Consider the following 19,705-nt stretch of genomic DNA (forward strand, 5'->3'; position numbering starts at 1 on the left):
CGCGTCAACCTCCGCTCTTGCGCCGGTAGAGCTGGGCATCAAGGTCGAGAACCTGGAACTTCTCGCGGGCGGCGCTGAACTGCAGGTTCTCGCGGGTGCCGATGCACAGGAAGCCGCCGCGCACCAAGCTGTCGGCGAACATGCCCAGCACCCGGTCCTGCAGCGGATTGGAGAAATAGATGAGCACGTTGCGGCACAAGATGAGGTGCGCTTCGCAGAACACCGCGTCGGTGACGAGATTGTGCTCGGCGAAGGTGACGTGGGAAATCAGCCGCTCGTCGAGTTTCAGGAAGTCGTAGCGCGCGTGGTAATAGTCGGAGAAGCTGAGCGCGCCGCCGCTGTCCAGGTAGCGGCGGGAGGCATCGCGCGCGTCCTGGAGGGGAAAGATGCCCTCCCGCGCCCGTGCCAGGGCGTCGGCCGAAATGTCGGTGGCGTAGATGCGCGCGCGCTCATAGAGCCCGGCTTCCATGAGCAGGATGGCGAGCGAGTACACCTCCTGCCCGTGGGCGCAGCCCGCCTGCCAGATGTTGATGGCCGGGTATGAGGAGAGGATGGGAAACACCTTCTCCTTCAAGGCCCGGAATACGTGCGGATCGCGAAAGAACTCCGATACCGGCACCGACAGGTTGGAGATGGCGTCGGCGACGCGATCGGGGTGATGCAGCAGCAGGTCCGTGAGCGCGCTGATGGTGGGCGCGCGGAACTGCGTCTGAAGATTGCGCACGCGGCGCGTGAGCGAGGCGCGGCTATAGCCCGAGAAGTCGTAGCCGTAGCGCCGGTCCAGCGCCGTCACGAACAGGTCGAGCTCCAGCTCTTCCAGGGCCAGAAGATCGTTGGGGTCGGTCATCGGGGCGGCAGCCAGGCGCGGATCATGGAGAGCAGCTTCGGCACGTCGATGGGCTTGGAGAGATAGTCGCTGGCGCCGGCGGCCAGGCACTTCTCGCGGTCATCCTTCATGGCCTTGGCGGTGAGGGCGATGATGGGCAGCTTGGCGAATTGCGGCCGCTTGCGGATCTCCTCCATGGCCTCGTAGCCGTCCATCACCGGCATCATGATGTCCATGAGCACGATCTCGAGATCCGGGTGAGTGTCCAGCTGGCTGACCGCCTTGGCGCCGTCCTGGGCCAGTGTCACCTCGATGCCCTTGCCGCGCAGCACCTTGGCGAGGGCGTAGATGTTGCGCATGTCGTCGTCGACCAGCAGCAGCCGGCGGCCCTTCAGGTCGCCGTCCGGGTCGTCGCCGAGGGCCTTCGCCTCCTGCCGCACCGAGTGCAGGAACAGGCTCACCTCGTCCATGAGCCGCTCGGGAGAGCGCGCGCCCTTGATGACGATGCTGTCGGTGAAGGCGCGCAGCTTCAGGCTTTCCTCGGGGGTGAGGTCGCGGCCGGAATAGACCACCACCGGCACCTGCCGGCCGCTGGCGGCGATGCGCTCCAGAAGCTCGAAGCCGGACATGCCGGGCAGGCCGAGATCCAGCACCACGCAATCCACGCTCTCGCGGCCGATGAGCTCCAGCGCCTCCTCGCCGCTGCCGGCCTCCAGGATCTGCACATGCTCGCCGCCGATGAGCTTGCGCACGGCCAGGCGCGCGCCCGCATCGTCGTCCACCACCAGCACCGAGCGCGGCTGGTTGAGGGAGAAATGAGTGAGGGTGGCGAGGGCGCCGCTGAGGTCTTCCGCGCTCACCGGCTTGGTAAGGAAGCCCACCGCGCCGAGGTCGCGCCCGCGCTTGGCCTCGTCGAGGGCGGAGACGAAGTGCACCGGAATGTGGCGGGTGGAGGCGTCCGCCTTCAGCCGCTCGATGACGGTCCAGCCGTCCATGCCGGGCAGCATCACGTCCAGCAGGATGCCGGTGGGCCGGTAGCGGCGGGCGAGGTCCAGCCCGCTCTCGCCGTCCATGGCGGCGAGCACCTGATAGCCCTTGCGTCGGACTAGGTTCACCAGCGTGCGGGCGAAGGCGGGGTCGTCCTCCACCACCAGGATGGTGGTGCCGCCCTCCTTCAGGGCTTCGCGATCATCCTCCACCACCAGGGCGGGCCGCGGCCGGGGCGCGGGCATCACCGGCGGGCGGGCCGGGGCGGGGACCGGCGCGGGGCCCGCCACATCGGCGTGGTCTACCTCGCCGACGGGCAGGGTGACGCGGAAGGTGGAGCCCTGGCCGAGCTGGCTTTCCACCGTCACGTCGCCGCCCAGCAGGCCGGCCAGCCGCTGGGTGATGGCGAGCCCGAGGCCGGTGCCGCCGAACTGCCGGCGGGTGGAGGCGTCCACCTGCTCGAAGGCCTGGAAGATGCTTTCCTTCTTGTCCTCGGGAATGCCGATGCCGGTGTCGGTCACGCTCACCACCAGCTTGTCCCCGGCGCCGGGGGCGAAGGTGACGCTGACGCCGCCCTCGCTGGTGAACTTGAAGGCATTGGCCAGAAGGTTGTTGGTGATCTGCTCCAGCTTGCCGTCGTCGGTCAGGATATGGGCCGGCGCGTCGGGCTGCACGGTGACGGTGAAGTCGAGGCCCTTTTCCTGCGCCACATGGCGGAAGTTGCGCTCCATGCGGGTGGCGACGGCGCCGATGCTCACCGGCTCGTGCACCACGTCCATCTTGCCCGCCTCCACCTTCGAGAGGTCGAGGATGTCGTTGATGAGGCGCAGCAGGTTGGTGCCGGAAGAATGGATGATGCCGGCGGCTTCCACCTCGTCGGCGTCGAGGTGCTTGTTGTGGTTCTCGGACAAATCGTGGGCGAGGATGAGCAGGCTGTTGAGCGGCGTGCGCAGCTCGTGGGACATGTTGGCCAGGAACTGGGACTTGTACTGGTTGGCGCGGGCCAGCTCGTCGGCCCGGGCCTCGGCCTCCTGGTTGAGGGTCTCAAGCGCCGCCTTCTGCTCGGTCAGCTCCTCGGAATTGCGGCGCAGCCCGTCATTGGTGCGCTGGAGCTCCTCGGCCTGCACCCGCAGTTCTTCCTCGGAGGCGGCCAGCTTCTGCGACTGCTGCTGAAGCTGCTCGTTGGTGGCGCGCAGCTCCTCCTGCTGGGTGCGCAGCTCCTCCTCCGCCACCCGCAGCTCGGTGGTCTGGCGCTGGGTCTGCTCCAGCAGCTCCAGGGTGCGGATGGCGCGCGAGAGGTTGTCGAGGGACAGGGCGATGACGGGCGCCGTGTCCTTCAGCAGGCGCTGGCGGGCGCCGGCGATGGGCTCGAAGCTCGCGAACTCGATGACGCCCAGTAGCCGATCCTTGTTGATGACGGGCACCGCCGCCACCGCCAGCGGCGGGGCCTCGCCGGTGCCGGAATGGATGCGGACATAGTCGCCGGGCACCGGGGAGAGCACGATCGGCCGGCGCTCACGGGCGCACTGGCCCACCAGCCCCTCGCCCAGCTTGTAGCTGGTGGACAGGTGGCGCCGCGCCTCATAGGCATAGGTGCCGGTGAGGTTCAGCGTCCGGCTGGCGTCGTCGAAGGCGTAGAACACCCCCACCCCGGCATTGAGCCGCGGCGCCAGCTCCTCCAGGAGATCGTTGGCGAAGGTGGAAAGGTCTTCCGCCTGCTGCAGCTTCTCGGACACCGCGGCGACGCCGGTCTTCACCCAGTCGCTCTCGTGAGTGTCCACCGCCATGGCCTTGAACACCTTCAGGGCGCGGGCGATGGTGCCGACCTCGTCGCGCCGGTCGGCGAATGGAATCTTGATGCTCAAATCGCGATTGGCGATCTGCTCCATGTGGGAGGCGAGCTGCCGCAGCGGCCGGCTGATGAGGCGCGAGGTGATGAACAAGGCACCGATGCCGGCCGCAAGCGTCATGATGAGCGCGATGGCATCGATGAACTTCAGCATGTTCTCGACACGCTCGAGCTGGTTGCGCGCCCCTTCCAGGCGCGCGGCGGCAAAGGAATCGATCTGCTCCAGGGTGCGCAGCAGGACGAAGCTGCCGTTCGCGCCCTGCTCGGCCTCCAGGAAGCGCCGCAGGGCGAAATTCTCGGCATCCGCCGAGGTGTCGCCGCGCTCGGTGAGGGCGACCAGGGGCGCGGCGGAGTTCTCCGACCAGCGCTCGTTGATCTGCCCCGCCCGATCGGCCGCCGCGCGCATTTCTGGGGTGTCGGCGGTGGCCTGCTGGAGCGCCTCGATGGCGTCGGAGACGGCATCGTCCGCGCCTTCCAGGCGCTTGGCGAGGGTGGCCGGCGCGCTGAACGCGGCGTGCACCACTTCCAGCCGGCGCCGGTTGACCGCGCGCGTCGCCGTATTGGCAAGGGTGACCTCTCGCACCAGCATGTCGGACTGGGCCTGCAGGTCGTTGGCCACCTTCAGCGTCAGGCTGTTGGCGCCGAGCACCACCAGGAAGAACACCAGCAGGATGATGACCACCCCGCCGAACTTCCATTGCAGCGGCAGGTTCGCCAGCCAGGAGCTGTTCGAGGCGCTGGCGGGCGCCGAGGCCGATGCGGTGGTCGAGGTGGCCTCGGACGTTACGCCGGACGTTGCGTCGGACATGCGCTTCCCCATGATGCTGCGACGGGCTCGGCCGGCAATGAAACAGGCAATCGGAAAAAAGTGCTGAAGCGACGGGGGAATTTCCCCGCGCTCAGGGCAGGATTTCCCGCACGCGCTCCATGGGCCGGCACAGGCGCACGCCCTTTTCGGTGAATACGAACGGCCGCTCGATCAGGGCCGGATGGGCGATCAGGGCATCGAGCAGCGCATCGTCCGAGAGGGAGGGGTCGTCGAGGCCCAGCTCGGTGTAGAGCGCGCCCTTGCGGCGTACCACGTCGCGCACGCAAACGCCCGCCGCGGTGATGGCCGCGGCCAGCTCCGCGCGGGTGGGCGGCGTTTTCAGATATTGCACGATGGTCGGCTCGATGCCTGCCTCGCGCAGCAAGGCCAGCGTGTTGCGCGAGGTGCCGCAGGACGGGTTGTGCCAGATGGTGACGGGGGACGAGCCGCTCATGGGCGAAGGCTCCGGAACAGGTGGGGAAGCGGCGCCGCGAACGTGGCGCGATGCCATCAAGCGGCTGTGGAATGGGGCTGTCAATCGCCGCCTCGATCGCCCTCCCCCGCCGGTTTGGATGGCTGCGCGCGGCGGCCGCGCCATTCGGTCGCGGCCGCGCCTTGGTAGCCAAAGACCGCGCGGCCTTTCCGCCACGGGATGGCGACGGGCGGCGCCTGGGGTGTGGCGCGGGGGCGGCGGGTCTGGCATTCTCGCCGCCGACCGTGCCAATCGACATGTATAAAGGCCGGACCATGGTACCTGAAATGGCATCTGGCGCCGAAGGCCAGACGGAAGGCAGCGGGCGCGTGGTCGCCCTGCGTGGCGCGGTGATCGATGTCCGCTTCACCGCCGGCACGCTGCCACCCGTGGAGGATGCGCTGTGGGTGGAGGATCCCCAGCGCGGCCGGGTGCTTGCCGAGGTGCAGAGCCACCTCGATCTCGAAACCGTGCGCGCCATCGCGCTCCAGCCCACCTCGGGCCTCAAGCGCGGGGATGTGGTGGCGCGGGTCGGCGGCCCGCTCTCGGTGCCGGTGGGAGACCACGTGCTCGGCCGTCTCCTGGATGTGGCCGGCAATGTGGGCGACAAGGGCGCGCCTTTGCCCGCCGACGGGCCGCGCCGGCCCATTCATGCCGCCCCGCCCGCCTTCGCCGACCAGAGCGGCGCCACCGAGATCTTCGCCACCGGCATCAAGGTGCTGGACCTGCTGGCCCCCCTCGCCCAGGGTGGCAAGGCGGCCATGTTCGGCGGGGCCGGCGTCGGCAAGACCGTGCTGGTGATGGAGCTGATCCACGCCATGGTGGCGAGCTATCAGGGCATCTCGGTGTTCGCCGGCATCGGCGAGCGTTCCCGCGAGGGGCATGAGATGCTGCTCGACATGACCAATTCCGGCGTTCTGGAACGCACTGTCCTGGTCTATGGCCAGATGAACGAGCCGCCCGGCGCCCGCTGGCGGGTGCCCATGACGGCGCTGACCATCGCCGAATATTTCCGCGATGAGAAGCACCAGAACGTGCTGCTGCTGATGGACAACGTGTTCCGCTTCGTCCAGGCGGGTGCGGAGGTGTCGGGCCTGCTGGGCCGCCTGCCCTCGCGCGTCGGCTACCAGCCCACGCTCGCGAGCGAAGTGGCGGCGCTGGAAGAGCGCATCGCCTCCGTGGGCGGCGCTGCCGTCACCGCCATCGAGGCGGTCTATGTGCCGGCGGACGATTTCACCGATCCGGCGGTGACCACCATTGCCGCCCATGTGGATTCCACCGTGGTGCTCTCCCGCGCCATGGCGGCGGAGGGCATGTATCCGGCGGTGGACCCCATCGCCTCCTCCTCCATCCTGCTCGATCCGCTGATCGTCGGCGAGGAGCACGCCAAGGTCGCCATCGAGGTGCGCCGGGCCATCGAGCACTATCGCGAGCTGCAGGATGTCATCTCCCTGCTGGGCATGGAGGAATTGGGGGCGGAGGATCGCCGCATCGTGGAGCGGGCGCGCAAGCTCCAGCGTTTCCTCACCCAGCCCTTCGCGGTCACGGAGGCCTTCACCGGCGTGCCCGGCCGCTCGGTGCCGGTGAAGGCGACGGTGGCAGGCTGCAAGGCCATCCTGGCGGGGGACTGCGACGACTGGCGCGAAAGCTCGCTCTATATGGTCGGCGACCTGGAGGAGGCCCGCGCCAAGGAGGAGGCCACCCGCAAGACCGCCCCCGCAATGCCGGGAGGTGGATCGTGAGCCGGACGCTGACGCTCACCGTCACCACCCCCACCAAGGTCCTGGTGCAGGGCTTGGAGGTGGCGTCCGTGCGGGCTGAGGACGAGAGCGGCAGCTTCGGCATTCTGCCGGGCCATACGGATTTTCTCACGGTTCTGCCGGCCTCGGTGGTGCGCTGGCGCACGCCGGACGATGTGACCCATTATTGCGCCCAGGGCGGCGGCCTGCTCACGGTGGAAGGCGGCGCCAAGGTGGCGGTGGCCTGCCGGCAGGGCACCCTGGGCGACGACCTCGCCACCCTGGAAAGAGAGGTGGAGCGCCTGCGCGCGGCGGAGACCGACACCGAGCGCAAGGCCCGCGTGGAGCAGATGCGCCTTCATGCCAATGCGGTGCGCCAGCTCATGCGCTTCCTGCGGCCCGAGCGGCCCGGCACCTTTGGCGCCGTGGGCGCGGAAGCCGACGGCACCAATACGGACGAGGTGTCGTGATGGTCGGGCTCGAACCCCTGGACGCCCCGGAAGACGGGCGCGGCGCGCAAGATGGAGCGCAAGGCCGCGCGGCGGACCGGCTGGCCGCGGCGGCGCGCCAGGCGGCGGACCGGGCGCGGCGCGGGCGGGAGAATCCCGAGCCTTCCCTCGGCGCGCGGCTGGGGCAGATGGGCATTCTGGGCTGGACCATCGTGGTGCCCACCCTCATCGGCATGGTGGTGGGGCGCTGGCTCGACGGGGTGTTCCATTCCGGCATCACGTTCGCCGCCGCGCTGCTCATGCTCGGGGCGGCGTTCGGCCTGTGGTCGGCCTGGCGCTGGATGCACCGGGCCGTGGGGAAGGACCAATGAGCATGCCGCTTTCCGCCTTCGTGTCGAACCTGCTGCCGGCTGTGCCTGAGCTCGGCCCCGTGTCGGGCGCGGCGGTCGGTCTCGGCGTGGGGCTCATCGCCGGCGGGGCCTATTTCGCCTCGCTGTGGTGGAACACGCGTCTTTATCTGGAAGGCGGACGGGCACTGCTCGCCATATTGCTCCAGGTGGTGCGCTTCGCGCTGCTGCTGGTGGCGCTGGCGGCCTTGGCCCTGTTCGGCGCGCTGCCGCTGCTGATGGGGGCTGTGGGGCTGCTGATCGCCCGCACCCTGGTGGTGCGGCGGCTGGGAAGGATGGCCTGATGCAATCGCCCCTCGCCATCGAGCCATTGTTCCATCTGGGGCCCGTGCCGGTGACCGAGCCGGTGGTGGTCACCTGGGGTATCCTTCTGGCCCTGGGAGGCGGCGCCTTTCTCGCCACCCGCCATCTCAAGCTGGTGCCCGGGCGCGGACAGGCGCTGCTGGAGGCTGTGGTGTCCACCATCGACAGCCAGATCCGCGACACCATGCAGGTGGATCCGGCGCCCTATCGCGCGCTCATCGGCGGCATCTTCCTGTTCGTGCTCACCGCCAACTGGGTGTCGCTCATCCCCGGCCTGGAGCCGCCCACGGCCCATGTGGAGACCGACGCGGCGCTCGCCCTCATCGTGTTCGTGGCGACCATCGGCTACGGCATCAAGGCGCGGGGATTGGCGGGCTATCTGAAGACCTTCGCCGAGCCCACCTGGGTGATGATCCCGCTCAATGTGGTGGAGCAGATCACGCGCACCTTCTCCCTGGTGGTGCGCCTGTTCGGCAATATCATGAGCGGGGTGTTCGTCATCGGCATCATTTTGTCCCTGGCGGGGCTTCTGGTGCCCATTCCCCTGATGGCGCTCGACCTGCTCACCGGGGCGGTGCAGGCCTATATCTTCGCGGTGCTCGCCACCGTCTTCATCGGCGCGGCGGTCAGCGAGGGCGAGGCGCCTGCCCCTCAAGCCCCTGCCCCACCGCAGAAGACGGAGGCGCCGTGAGGTCTGCGCCCCCTGCCCTCCCCCTTTCCTCCGCTATGTTCGCGAAACCCTTGCGGCGCCGGCGGCCCGCCGGGGCTCTCTTTGAGAAGGAGCGCTAGACGCCATGGACAATCTCATCCAAGTGGTCTCCATCGCCGCGGCCGCCATGGCCGTGTCGTTCGGCGCCATCGGCCCGGCGCTGGGCGAAGGGCGCGCGGTGGCGGCCGCCATGGACGCCATCGCCCGCCAGCCCGAATCCGCCGGCACCCTCTCGCGCACGCTGTTCGTGGGCCTCGCCATGATCGAGACCATGGCCATCTACTGCCTGGTCATCGCGCTCTTGGTGCTGTTCGCCAATCCGTTCGTGAAGTAGCGGCCCATGACCATCGACTGGTGGACGCTCGCGCTGCAGGCGATCAACGTCCTGGTCCTGCTCTTCATTCTCTCGCGCTTCCTGTTCCGCCCCGTGGTGGCCATGATGGCGGAGCGGCAGGCGGCGGCCACCCGCGACCTCGACGCCGCCCGCGCCGCCCGCAAGGCCGCCGAGGCCGAACAGGCCAAGGCCAAGACAGAGGCCGCCGCCATCGCCGCCGCGCGCAAGGACAAGCTGGACGCCGCCGCCACCGATGCGGAAGCGCAGAAAAAGGCCCTGCTCGCTGCCGCCCGGGCGGAGGTTGAGGCGCTGCGCAAGGGTGCGGAAGCCGAGATTTCCGCCGCCCGCGCCACCGCCGAGCGGGAGGATGCGGACCGCGCCAGCCATCTGGCGGTGGACATCGCCGCCCGCCTGCTCACCCGCGTGCCGGCGGAGGCGCAGGTTTTCCCCTTCATCGGCGATCTGGCGGACGGCGTGGCGGCGCTGCCCGAGGCCTCGCGCACCACCCTCGCAGCGGCGGAAGGCCCGCTCGCCCTCAAGGCCCCCCGCGCCCTCACCGAGGCGGAGGCGGATGCCTGCCGCACGAAGCTCGCTGCCGTGCTCGGCCGGCCGGTGACGCTGGCGGTGGAGGTGGTGCCGGAGCTGATCGCGGGCCTGGAACTGGATGCGCCCCATGCGGTAGTGCGCAACACCTTCCGCGCCGACCTCGATCGCATCCTGAAGGAGCTCACGCGCCATGGAGCATGATGCGCCCACTTCGGACGCGGCCCCCGCCGACTGGCTCGCCCGGGGCCGCCAAGCCGTCGCCCGCGCCGACCTTTCCGTGGAAGCCGAGGCCATCGGGCGGGTGGAGGAGGTGGCGGACGGCATTGCCCGCGTCTCCGGTTTGCCCGACGTGCGGCTCGATGAGATCCTGAAATTCGAGGGCGGCCGCCTGGGCTACGCCTTGACCCTGGACGCCGACGCCATCGGCGCCGTGCTGCTGGACGATGCGGCCGGCATCGCCGCCGGCTGCAAGGTCACCGGTTCCGGCGAGGTGGTGCGGGTGCCGGTGGGCGAGGGGCTGCTCGGCCGCGTGGTGGACCCGCTGGGGCGTCCGCTGGACGGCGGCCCGCCCATTGCCGCGCAGGCGCTCCACCCCATCGAACCGCCGGCGCCCGCCATCATCGAGCGCGACCTCGTGAGCGCGCCGGTGGAAACGGGCGTTCTGGTGGTGGATTCCCTGTTCGCCTTGGGGCGCGGCCAGCGCGAGCTGATCATCGGCGATCGCGCTACCGGCAAGACGGCGGTGGCGGTGGATGCCATCATCAACCAGAAGAATTCCGACATCATCAGCGTCTATGTGGCGGTGGGCCAGCGCGCGAGCGCCGTGGAGCGGGTGATCGAGGCCATCAAGGCCCATGGCGCGCCCGAGCGCTGCATCTTCGTGGTGGCGGAGGCCTCGGCCGCACCGGGGCTGCAATGGATCGCCCCCTTCGCCGGCTTCACCATGGCCGAATATTTCCGCGACAAAGGCGGCCATGCGCTGATCGTGGTGGACGATCTCACCCGTCACGCCGCCACCCATCGCGAGCTTGCCCTCCTCACCCGCGAGCCGCCGGGGCGCGAGGCCTATCCCGGCGACATCTTCTATGTGCATGCCCGCATGCTGGAGCGGGCAGCCAAGCTTTCGCCTGAGCTGGGCGGCGGCTCGCTCACCGCGCTGCCGGTGGCCGAGACGGACGCGGGCAATCTCTCCGCTTATATTCCCACCAATCTCATCTCCATCACCGATGGCCAGATCGTGCTCGATTCGCGCCTGTTCGCGGCCAATCAGCGGCCGGCGGTGGATGTGGGCCTCTCGGTCTCCCGCGTGGGCGGCAAGGCGCAGAAACGGGCGCTGCGCGATGTTTCGGGGCGGCTGCGGCTCGATTATTCCCAGTTCCTGGAGCTGGAGATGTTCACCCGCTTCGGCGGCATTTCCGACACGCGGGTGAAGGCGCAAATCACCCGTGGCGAGCGCATCCGCGCTCTGCTCACCCAGCCGCGCTTCGCCAATCTGCGGCTGGTGGATCAGGTGGCCTTGCTGGCGGCGCTGGCCGATGGCGTGTTCGACGCGCACCCGCCGGAGCTCATCCCCCTGCTGCGCGCGCGCCTGCCGGTCCATCTCGACCAGAATGGCGGGCCTGAGGTGGCGGAGCTCGCGCAGACGGGCCAGCTCAAGGACGAGACGCGGAAGAAGCTGACCGATTTGGTGCGGGGCTTGGCGGAGGATCTGGCCGGGGGGCTGCCGTCGTGACAGAACGGCTGATCGATGTCACCCAGCGCATCCGCACGGTGCATCAATTGTCCGCCGTCATCAGCGCCATGCGCGGCATCGCCGCCGCCCGCGCGCGGGAGGCACGGGCCCAGCTCGACGGCATCCGCGCCTATGCGCGCACCATCGGCGAGGGCATCGGCCACGCTCTGGCTTTTCTGCCGCCGGGGCAGGGGGCGCCGGCGCATCCGGAAGGCGGGCACCACGGGCGGCTCGTCATCGCCTTGTGCGCGGAACAGGGGTTCGCGGGGGCCTTCAGCGCCCATGTGCTGGATGCGGCCGAACGGGTGCGCGCGCGGGCGGCGGACCGGCCCTTCACCCTCTTCATCGTGGGCGATCGGGGCCTGTTGGTGGCGGAGGAGAAGGGCCTCTCCTATGACTGGTCCGCGCCCATGATCGCCCATCCCGACGAGGCGCCTGCTTTGGCCAGCCGCGTGGTGGACGCGCTCTATGCCCGGCTGGAGGGTGGGCCGGAAGTGAGCCTGCTGCATGCTCTGCCGGGCGAGGGAGCCGCCCAGGTGGCGGAAAAGCGCCTGGTGCCGTTCGATTTCGCCCGCTTCCCCCTGGCCCGGCACGCGGTGCCGCCGCTGACCAACCTGCCGCCGGACCTGCTGCTGGCGCGCCTTGTGGAAGAATATGTGTTCACCGAGGTGGCGGAGGCGGTCATGCTCTCCTTCGCCGCGGAGAACGAGGCGCGCATGCGGGCCATGATCGCGGCCCGCGCCAATGTGGACAAGACGTTGGAAACTCTTGTCGCCCGCTCCCGCCAGTTGCGGCAGGAGGAGATCACCAACGAGATTGTGGAGCTGGCCGGCGGCGCGGCCGCGAGCGCCAGCCGCCAGTGAGGGCAGGGGCTCCGGCGGATGGCAAAAAGGCCCCTGAGCTTTCGGCAGGGGCCTTTGGCCAAACCACGCGGTGTTCGAGCGAACACGCCCGGTCCGATAGCGGCCGATGGGGTCAGATCGCCGGCGTAAGGGGCCCGGAATCCTGCTCCACCGCCGCCTCGGCCGGCTGCTCCAGCCGGTGGGAGATGATGGCGAGCAGCATGGCGATGGCCGCAAGGGTCGCCCCCATCCAGGGCAGCTCCATATAGCCGAGGCCGATGGAGAGCCCGAAGCCGCCCAGGCCGGCGCCGATGGCATTGCCCAGGTTGAACGCCCCCTGATTGATGGTGGAGGCTAGGTTGGGCGCGCCTGCCGCTTCCTTCACCACCTGCATCTGCAGCGGGGCCACCAGCGCGAATGCGAGCGCGCCCCACACGAACAAGGTGATGGCCGCCGGCAGCGGATGGGCGCTGGTGAGCGGAAACAGGGCCAGCAGCACCACTTCCACCGCCGTCACGCCAATGACAGTCGGCATCAGGCTGCGATCGGCCAGCCAGCCCCCGCCGAAATTGCCCACCGTGAGGCCGACGCCGAACACCAGCAGCATCAACGTGACCCCATGGGCGGAGACGCCGGTATGCCCGGTGAGGATGGGCGCGATGTAGGTGAACACGCTGAACAGGCTGGACGAGGCCACGATGGAAATGAGCATGGCCAGCATCACCTGGACGCTGCCGATGGCCTTCGCCTCGCGCTTCAGCTCCAGGCGCGGCGCCGGCAGCTCACGCGGCAGCCAGACGGCGAGGGCGATCGCCGCCAGGATGCCGATGCCGACCACCGCCAGGAAGGTGTCGCGCCAGGAGAAGACCTCGCCCATGGCGGTGCCGAGCGGCACGCCCAGCACATTGGCGATGGTGAGGCCGGCGAACATCATGGCGATGGCCTGCGCCTTGCGGCTCGGCGGCGAAAGCTCGGCCGCCACCACCGCGCCCAGCCCGAAGAAGGCGCCATGGCACAAAGCGGTGACGATGCGCGCGCCCATCAGCAGCCAGAAATCAGGGGCCAGGGCGCACAGCAGGTTGCCGGCGATGAACACCCCCATCAGCAGCATCAGCGCATGGCGCCGGTTCATCCGCGCGGTGGCGATGGCGAGGAAGGGCGAGCCGAAGGTCACGCTCAGCGCATAGCCCGTCACCAGTAAGCCGGCTTGCGGGATGTTTACCGAAAGGTCGGTGGCGACATTCGGCAGCAGGCCGACAATGACATATTCGGTCGTGCCGATGCCGAAAGAGGCGAGCGCAAGCGCCAGCAGCGCGAGACGCACGGCCCTTGGCCCGGCGCCAGCGGCGGGGGAGGACGAGACATCCATGGAATGACACCGGAATTCGGGGCAGACGCCTGTGGCTCCCGCGGCCGCCGGATGCCCGGCGCGCCGCCGCCAACTCAGGACGCGGGCGAACCTTATGCCGTGCCGCAAAGTTACGACAATGAATTCTCCGACTACATTTAAGGCGTGGCGAGAATGCTGGCGGCACCGTGGATGGGCGGTGGCAAAACCAAGGCGGGCGGGGCGTGGTCCGTGTCCTGCGCGCCACGCCGTCCGATGTGTGAGGCCGGCCACGCGCACAGGCATTGGAAGGGGCTCGCCTTTGGCGCGGCTCAGGCTATATTGGCCGCGAATAGACCGGATGGCTCAGAGCTTCATGTTTCGCCTCACCTTGCCCCTGGCGCTCGTCGCCGCCTTCGCCCTGGCGGCGTGTGGCGTGAAGGGTCCGTTGGAGCCGCCGCCCGGCGCCCCGCAGCCTCACGTCCAGGCCCAGACGCCGGCGGTGATTGTGCCGCCGCCCTCCTCTTCGGTCGCGGGTTTCCACTCCGCGCTGTCGGCCTCCGATATGGCCAATACGGCCACGCCCCATGCGGCCTGGGAAAAGAGCCAGCAGAACAACGCAGGCGCAAAGCCCGACAGCCTTCAAGGCGTCGTGCGGCCCGACCGCCCCTTCATTCTCGACGGCCTTCTGTGAGCCGCCGGCGGCGCCGTCTTGATCGGCGCCGCGCAATCCGAAGACAGTTCCATGCGCCATTTCGACTACCGCAACGGGCGGCTCCACGCTGAGGGCGTGGACCTCGTGACGCTCGCGTCCGAGGTTCGCACCCCGTTTTACTGCTATTCCACCGCCACGCTGGAGCGGCACTACAAGGTGTTCATGGACGCCTTCGCCGACCGCGAGGCGCTCTTGTGCTACGCGCTCAAGGCCAATTCCAACCAGTCGGTGATCTCCACCCTGGCCCGGCTCGGCGCCGGCGCGGATATCGTCTCCGTGGGCGAGCTCCGGCGGGCGCTGGCGGCCGGGGTGCCCGGCGAGCGCATCGTCTTTTCCGGCGTCGGCAAGACCCGCGAGGAAATGGCGGAGGCCATCGCCGCCGGCATTCTCTGCTTCAATGTGGAGAGCGAACCCGAGCTGCATGTGCTCTCGGAGGTCGCGACCGCGCTCGGGCGCACGGCACCGGTGTCCATCCGCGTCAATCCGGACGTGGACGCCAAGACCCATAAGAAGATCTCCACCGGTCGCTCGGCCACCAAGTTCGGTATCCCGATCTCGCGGGCGCGGGAGGTCTATGACTTGGTGGGGCGCCTGCCGGGTCTGGCCGTCACCGGCGTCGATATGCATATTGGCAGCCAGATCACGGACATGGGGCCGGTGGAAAACGCCGTGGCCCTGCTGGCCGATCTCGCCCGCGACCTGATCGCCGCCGGCCACCGGCTGCATCATCTCGATCTCGGCGGCGGTCTCGGCGTACCCTATGCGGCGAGCGACCCGGTGCCGCCCCCGCCGACGGAATATGCCGCGGTGGTGCGCCGCGCCTTGGGCGGGCTCAATCTGCCGCTGGTGTTCGAGATGGGCCGCATGGTGGTGGCCAATGCGGGCATCCTTGTCACCCGCGTGATCTATGTGAAGCATGGCGAGGGCAAGACCTTCGTCATCGTGGACGCGGCCATGAATGACCTCATCCGCCCCACGCTCTACGAGGCCCACCACGACATCCTGCCCGTGGCCGAGCCCGCCGCCGACACGCCCCTGATCGTGGCCGACGTGGTCGGCCCGGTGTGCGAAACCGGTGATTTCCTGGCCCTCGACCGGGAGATGCCCGATGTGAAGGCCGGTGATCTGCTGGCGGTGATGACGGCGGGCGCCTATGGCGCCGTGCAGGCTTCCACATACAACACCCGCGCGCTGGTGCCCGAAGTGCTGGTGAAGGGTGACGATGCCGCGGTGGTGCGACCGCGGGTGGATGCCGATGCCCTCATCGGGCTGGACCGCATGGCGCCCTGGCTCGGCTGAGCCGGGGGCGTCTCCTTTACGGACAGTGAGGCGCCCTCAGGCGTTGGCGCGGCCATGGTGGGCGACGAAAGCCACCAGCGCCTCTTCGGTCATGGGGCGGCCGAGATAATAGCCCTGCACCTCGTCGCAGCGGTCCGCCTTCAGGCAGGCGAGCTGGCTTTCGGTCTCCACCCCTTCCGCCACCACCTGCATGCCCAGCGCCCGGCCGAGGCCGAGAATGGCCTGCACGATGGCGAGCGCGCCCTTGCTCTGGTCCAGGTCGCCGACGAAGCTGCGGTCGATCTTCAGCGCATCGAAGGGGAAGCTGCGCAGATAGCCCAGCGACGAATAGCCGGTGCCGAAATCGTCCATGGACAGGCGCACGCCCAGTTCCTTGAGCTGCACCAGCATTTCAAGGGCCTTGTCCGTGTTCTCGATGAGCACGCTCTCAGTGATCTCGAGCTCCAGCCGGTGTGGCGGCAGGTCGGTGGCCTTGAGGATGGAGTCCACGGTCCCCACCAGCTCGCCGCCCCGGAACTGCACCACCGAGACATTGACCGAGATGTTGAGCCCCGGCAGCCGCGCGATGGTATCGCACGCCTTGCGCAGCACCCATTCGCCCATGGGCACCACCAGCCCGCTCTTTTCGGCCAGTGGCACGAAATCGTCCGGCACCAGGCGGCCGAGCTGGGGATGGTCCCAGCGGATCAGCGCCTCGACGCCGATGATGCGCAGGGTGTCCGCGCTCCAGCGGGGCTGGAACAGCAGCACGAACTGGTCGGAGACGATGGCCCGCCGCAGATCGCCTTCCAGGGAGCGCTGGCCGCTGCCCTCGTCATTCATCTCGGCGGTGAAGAAATAGGACACGCCCGGCCCGATGGCCTTGGCCCGCTCCAAGGCGAGCCCGGCGCGATGCACCAGCGCGTCCGCCTCGTCGCCGTCGGCCGGTGCCAGCGCGATGCCCAGCGTGGCCTGGGGGTAGATCGTGTTTTTCTCCACGGTCACCGGAGCTGAAAGGGCATTCTGCAGGCGGCCGCACATGCGCTCGGCGGTCTTGGCATCGCTGAGGCCGGTGGCCACCAGCACGAATTCGTCGGCCCCCACCCGCGCGACCAAATCATGGTCTCGCACGCAGCGGCGCAGGCGCTGGGACATCTCGACAAGGACCTTGTCGCCGGTGCCGCGCCCGAAGCTGTCATTGATCTGGCGGAAATTGTCGATGTCGAGCGTGATCACCGCCACCATGCGCGATTCGTCCTGGGCCGCGCCGAGGGCGCCGGTCAGGAATTCGAGCATCAGCAGGCGGTTCGGAAGCGCGGTGAGCGGATCGTGCAGGGCCAGATATTCCGACCGCCACGGGCCACTCGCAGCCTCGTCTAAGATCTCAGTCGCCATCTCGCGAACGCCGGTGATTGGGTCGCCGAGCTCCCAGATTTCTCAAGAAACAGCGGCAGACACGTTTCAGGAATAGTCGCTTCCGCCCAGGCGCGCACGGCGCGGCGCCACCCGTTGAAGCACATGGTGTGTCGCGCCCATTCCCTATGCAAGCCCGAATAATGGGCCCCACCCGCGGTGGCGTCAAGCTTGTGCAGGTATCGGCGTCATCACAGGGTGATCACCACCCGCATCACGGAGGGGTCCTCGCTGCTGGGGGCGACCTTGAAGCCGAGATCCTCCGCCATGTGGAGCATCGGCCCGTTCTCGCGCATCACGTCTCCGAACACGCGCTTCAGGCCGCGGCTGCGGGCGTGCTCCAGGATTTCGGTCATGAGCCGATAGCCAAGGCCTTTGCCCTTCATGTCCGAGCGCACCATGATGGCGTATTCGGCCTCGTCATTGTCCGGATCGGCGATGATGCGCACCACGCCGCAGATGTCGCCGCCGTCCTCCACCGCCACGAAGGCCATCTCGCGGTCATAGTCGATCTGCGACAGGCGGGCGGCCATGAGGTGAGGGAAGTCCTTCACCGAGCCCAGGAAGCGCATGCGCACGTCCTGCGGATCGGACCGGCGCACCACGTCCACCAGCCCCGGCTCATCCTCGGGGCGGATGGGGCGCAGGATCACGAAGTGCCCGTCGGTGAGCGGGATCTGCTTCACATGTTCGGGCGGATAGGGGCGGATGGCGAAGCGCTTGGTGCCGTCCTGGGTCGCCTCGCTCACCACGATGCGGGCGTCGAGGGCGATCACCCCGTTTTCGTCCGCCAGCAGCGGGTTGATGTCGAGCTCCGCGATCTGCGGCAGGTCCGCCAGCAGCTCGCCGATCTTGATGAGGGTGGAGGCGATGGCGTCCATGTCCGCCGGGGGGTGGTCGCGATAGCCGGCCAGCAGCTTGGCGACGCGGGTGCGCGAGATCATCTCGCGCGCCAGCACGCCGTTGAGCGGCGGCAGCGCCACCGCCCAGTCGCCGATCACCTCCACCGCCGTGCCGCCCTGGCCGAACAGGACGACGGGGCCGAAGGTGGGATCATTAGCGATGCCGGCAATGAGCTCCTGGGCGTGGGGCCGATGCACCATCTGCTGCACGGTGAAGCCGTCCACCTTGGCGGTCGGCAGCTTCTCCGCCACCGAGGCGATGATCTCGCGGCAGGCATTCTCCACCGCCGTGGCGTTGTGCAGGTCGAGTCTCACGCCGCCCACGTCGGACTTGTGGGTGATGTCGTGGGAGAACACCTTCACCACCACGGGCAGGCCCATCTCCGCGGCAATGTGGCCGGCCTCTTCCGGCGTGGCCGCGATGCGGGTTTCCACCACCGGAATGTCATAGGCGGCGAGCACGGCCTTCGCCTCGAACTCGCCCAGCGCCTTGCGTCCGGCGGCGAGGGCCGCTTCCACGATGCGCTGGGCCTCGGCGCGGTCGGGTTCCTCGAAGGTGCGGGCCGGCGGGGTTTCCATCAAGAGGGTCTGGTTGCGCTGATAGGCCACCAGATGGCCGAAGGCGCGCACCGCCTCGTCGGGCGTCTCATAGGTGGGAATGCGGCGGGCGGCGAATTTGCGCCGCACCTCGCCGGCCGCGCTCTCGCCCAGCCAGCAGGTGAGCACCGGCGCCCGCGGGCGGGTTTCCAGAACCTCCATCACCGCGTCGGCGGAGCCCTTGGCGTCGGCCACGGCGGTGGGGCAGTTCAGAACCAGAACGCCGTCCGAGCCCTTGTCCGAGAGCAGCGCCTTGAGGGTTTCGGCGTAACGCTTGGGCGGCGCATTGGCCAGAATGTTGACCGGGTTTGCCGGCGCGCAGCCGGAGGGCAGCATCGGCGCCAGCTTGGCGTGGGTTTCCACATCGAGGGCCGCGAGCTCGCCGCCCGTGTCCTCCAGCGCGTCCACCGCCAGCACGCCAGCCCCGCCGCCATTGGTGAGGATGGCGATGCGGTCGCCATGAAGGCGGATGCCGGACGACAGGGTGGTGATGGCTTCGAACACCTCGCGCAGTTCCGGCACGCGCAGCATACCGGCACGGCGGAAGGCGGCGTCGTAGACGAGGTCCGCGCCCGCCAGCGAGCCAGTGTGCGACAGGGCGGCCTTCGCGCCCGCCGCGCTGCGGCCCGCCTTGATGACCACCACCGGCTTGGCACGCGCCGCGATACGCCCGGCGGACATGAACTTGCGCGCATCCGTGATGTTTTCGACATAGAGCAGGATGGCGCGGGTGGTGTTGTCCAAGGCGAGATAGTCGAGCAGATCGCCGAAATCGATGTCGCCCTTGTCGCCCAGCGAGATCACATGGGAAAAGCCGATGCCCCGCGCGCTGGCCCAGTCGAGCACCGCATTGGCCATGGTGCGCGACTGGGTGACGAAGGCCACGTCGCCCTTCGCCGGCATCAGGTGGGCGACGCTGGCGTTGATGCGCGCGCCGGTGGAAATAAAGCCGATGCAGTTGGGGCCGAGAATGCGCAGCAGATGCGGCTTCGCCGCGTCCAGCATGCGCTGGAGCACCTCCGTGCCCTCGAGCTTGGCGCCCTCACCGAAGGCGGAAGCCGTCACCACCGCCGCCCGGCAGCCCTTGGCACCCAGGTCGGCGATGATCTGCGGCACCTGATCCGGCTCCGCCGTGACAACGGCGAGATCGACCGGAATGGGCAGGTCGCCCACATGGGCATAGTTGAGCGAGGAGCGCAGCACGCGCTCCTTGGAGTTGACCGTCAGGATGGGGCCGGGAAAGCCCGCCTCGAATAGATTCTGGGCAATCACGGCGCCGATGGTGCCGGGCTTGTTGCTGGCGCCCACCAGGGCGATGGCGGCGGGATGGAACAGGGCGTCGAGATTGCGGGTGGTCATGTTTGGCCTTCCGGTTTCCGCGACGCGCGGAGGTGGTCCGGCGTCCATGGTGACACGCGATCAAACCCGGCACGCACGCCTTGTCGAGTCCTCGGGTGGGAAAGGCAGCCG

At 68.9% G+C, this 19,705-nt stretch carries 17 protein-coding genes; 11 read left to right on the plus strand and 6 right to left on the minus strand.

Translation table 11 applies throughout. From position 1 onward, the window contains the following. Window positions 1-4 precede the first annotated feature (4 nt). From L0966_RS15415 to arsC, 3 genes are all read right to left on the minus strand, one after another. Complete coding sequence (locus L0966_RS15415) at window positions 5-847, minus strand: protein-glutamate O-methyltransferase CheR (protein ID WP_234052834.1); 843 nt, start codon at window positions 845-847, stop codon at window positions 5-7. Next, window positions 844-4,470, minus strand: coding sequence for a response regulator (locus L0966_RS15420; RefSeq protein ID WP_234052835.1), 3,627 nt, complete (start codon window positions 4,468-4,470; stop codon window positions 844-846). Before L0966_RS15420 ends, L0966_RS15415 begins: the two co-directional genes overlap by 4 nt. 91 nt (window positions 4,471-4,561) lie before the next feature. Beyond that, window positions 4,562-4,924 (minus strand): arsenate reductase (glutaredoxin), encoded by a 363-nt coding sequence (arsC, locus tag L0966_RS15425; protein ID WP_234052836.1) that lies wholly within the window; start codon window positions 4,922-4,924, stop codon window positions 4,562-4,564. A gap of 305 nt (window positions 4,925-5,229) precedes the next feature. On the opposite strand from arsC, the gene atpD reads away from it, so the two are divergent. The 9 genes from atpD to L0966_RS15470 all read left to right on the plus strand — a co-directional run bounded on the left by atpD (window position 5,230) and on the right by L0966_RS15470 (window position 12,024). After that, window positions 5,230-6,684, plus strand: a complete 1,455-nt coding sequence (atpD, locus tag L0966_RS15430; RefSeq protein ID WP_234052837.1) for a F0F1 ATP synthase subunit beta — start codon at window positions 5,230-5,232, stop codon at window positions 6,682-6,684. Next, complete coding sequence (locus L0966_RS15435; RefSeq protein WP_234052838.1) at window positions 6,681-7,151, plus strand: F0F1 ATP synthase subunit epsilon; 471 nt, start codon at window positions 6,681-6,683, stop codon at window positions 7,149-7,151. The genes atpD and L0966_RS15435 overlap by 4 nt, the downstream gene beginning before the upstream one ends. Next, entirely contained in the window at window positions 7,151-7,501 is a 351-nt protein-coding gene (locus L0966_RS15440; protein ID WP_234052839.1) for an AtpZ/AtpI family protein, read from the plus strand. The genes L0966_RS15435 and L0966_RS15440 overlap by 1 nt, the downstream gene beginning before the upstream one ends. Then, complete coding sequence (locus L0966_RS15445) at window positions 7,498-7,821, plus strand: ATP synthase subunit I (protein ID WP_234052840.1); 324 nt, start codon at window positions 7,498-7,500, stop codon at window positions 7,819-7,821. The genes L0966_RS15440 and L0966_RS15445 overlap by 4 nt, the downstream gene beginning before the upstream one ends. Next, a complete protein-coding gene (locus L0966_RS15450) occupies window positions 7,821-8,531 on the plus strand; it encodes a F0F1 ATP synthase subunit A (protein ID WP_234052841.1) in 711 nt (236 codons plus the stop codon). Before L0966_RS15445 ends, L0966_RS15450 begins: the two co-directional genes overlap by 1 nt. 103 nt (window positions 8,532-8,634) lie before the next feature. After that, window positions 8,635-8,883 carry a F0F1 ATP synthase subunit C gene (locus L0966_RS15455; RefSeq protein WP_234052842.1) on the plus strand — a complete coding sequence of 83 codons (249 nt, stop codon included), beginning with the start codon at window positions 8,635-8,637 and terminating at the stop codon, window positions 8,881-8,883. Window positions 8,884-8,889: 6 nt separating this feature from the next. Continuing rightward, window positions 8,890-9,630, plus strand: a complete 741-nt coding sequence (locus L0966_RS15460; RefSeq protein WP_234052843.1) for an ATP synthase F0 subunit B — start codon at window positions 8,890-8,892, stop codon at window positions 9,628-9,630. Next, window positions 9,620-11,161 (plus strand): F0F1 ATP synthase subunit alpha, encoded by a 1,542-nt coding sequence (locus L0966_RS15465; protein ID WP_234052844.1) that lies wholly within the window; start codon window positions 9,620-9,622, stop codon window positions 11,159-11,161. Before L0966_RS15460 ends, L0966_RS15465 begins: the two co-directional genes overlap by 11 nt. Next, the gene (locus tag L0966_RS15470; protein ID WP_234052845.1) at window positions 11,158-12,024 is read left to right on the plus strand and encodes a F0F1 ATP synthase subunit gamma; all 867 of its coding nucleotides are present in this window, start codon (window positions 11,158-11,160) and stop codon (window positions 12,022-12,024) included. The genes L0966_RS15465 and L0966_RS15470 overlap by 4 nt, the downstream gene beginning before the upstream one ends. Before the next feature lie 112 nt (window positions 12,025-12,136). Here the strand turns inward: L0966_RS15470 and L0966_RS15475 are convergent, their stop codons facing one another. Next, window positions 12,137-13,372 carry an MFS transporter gene (locus tag L0966_RS15475; protein ID WP_234052846.1) on the minus strand — a complete coding sequence of 412 codons (1,236 nt, stop codon included), beginning with the start codon at window positions 13,370-13,372 and terminating at the stop codon, window positions 12,137-12,139. 319 nt (window positions 13,373-13,691) lie between these two features. Between L0966_RS15475 and L0966_RS15480 the strand changes: the two genes are divergently transcribed. Then, a complete protein-coding gene (locus L0966_RS15480) occupies window positions 13,692-14,024 on the plus strand; it encodes a lipoprotein (RefSeq protein ID WP_234052847.1) in 333 nt (110 codons plus the stop codon). Window positions 14,025-14,075: 51 nt separating this feature from the next. Continuing rightward, window positions 14,076-15,344 carry a diaminopimelate decarboxylase gene (gene lysA, locus L0966_RS15485; protein WP_234052848.1) on the plus strand — a complete coding sequence of 423 codons (1,269 nt, stop codon included), beginning with the start codon at window positions 14,076-14,078 and terminating at the stop codon, window positions 15,342-15,344. Between the two features lie 36 nt (window positions 15,345-15,380). Here the strand turns inward: lysA and L0966_RS15490 are convergent, their stop codons facing one another. Both L0966_RS15490 and L0966_RS15495 read right to left on the minus strand, forming a co-directional pair. Further along, window positions 15,381-16,718, minus strand: a complete 1,338-nt coding sequence (locus L0966_RS15490; RefSeq protein WP_234052849.1) for a bifunctional diguanylate cyclase/phosphodiesterase — start codon at window positions 16,716-16,718, stop codon at window positions 15,381-15,383. A 209-nt stretch (window positions 16,719-16,927) separates the two neighbouring features. Beyond that, window positions 16,928-19,594, minus strand: coding sequence for a bifunctional acetate--CoA ligase family protein/GNAT family N-acetyltransferase (locus L0966_RS15495; RefSeq protein ID WP_234052850.1), 2,667 nt, complete (start codon window positions 19,592-19,594; stop codon window positions 16,928-16,930). Between the last annotated feature and the right edge of the window lie 111 nt (window positions 19,595-19,705).

It is taken from the genome of Xanthobacter sp. NM-59, assembly GCF_021401125.1.
Classification (GTDB): domain Bacteria; phylum Pseudomonadota; class Alphaproteobacteria; order Rhizobiales; family Xanthobacteraceae; genus Xanthobacter.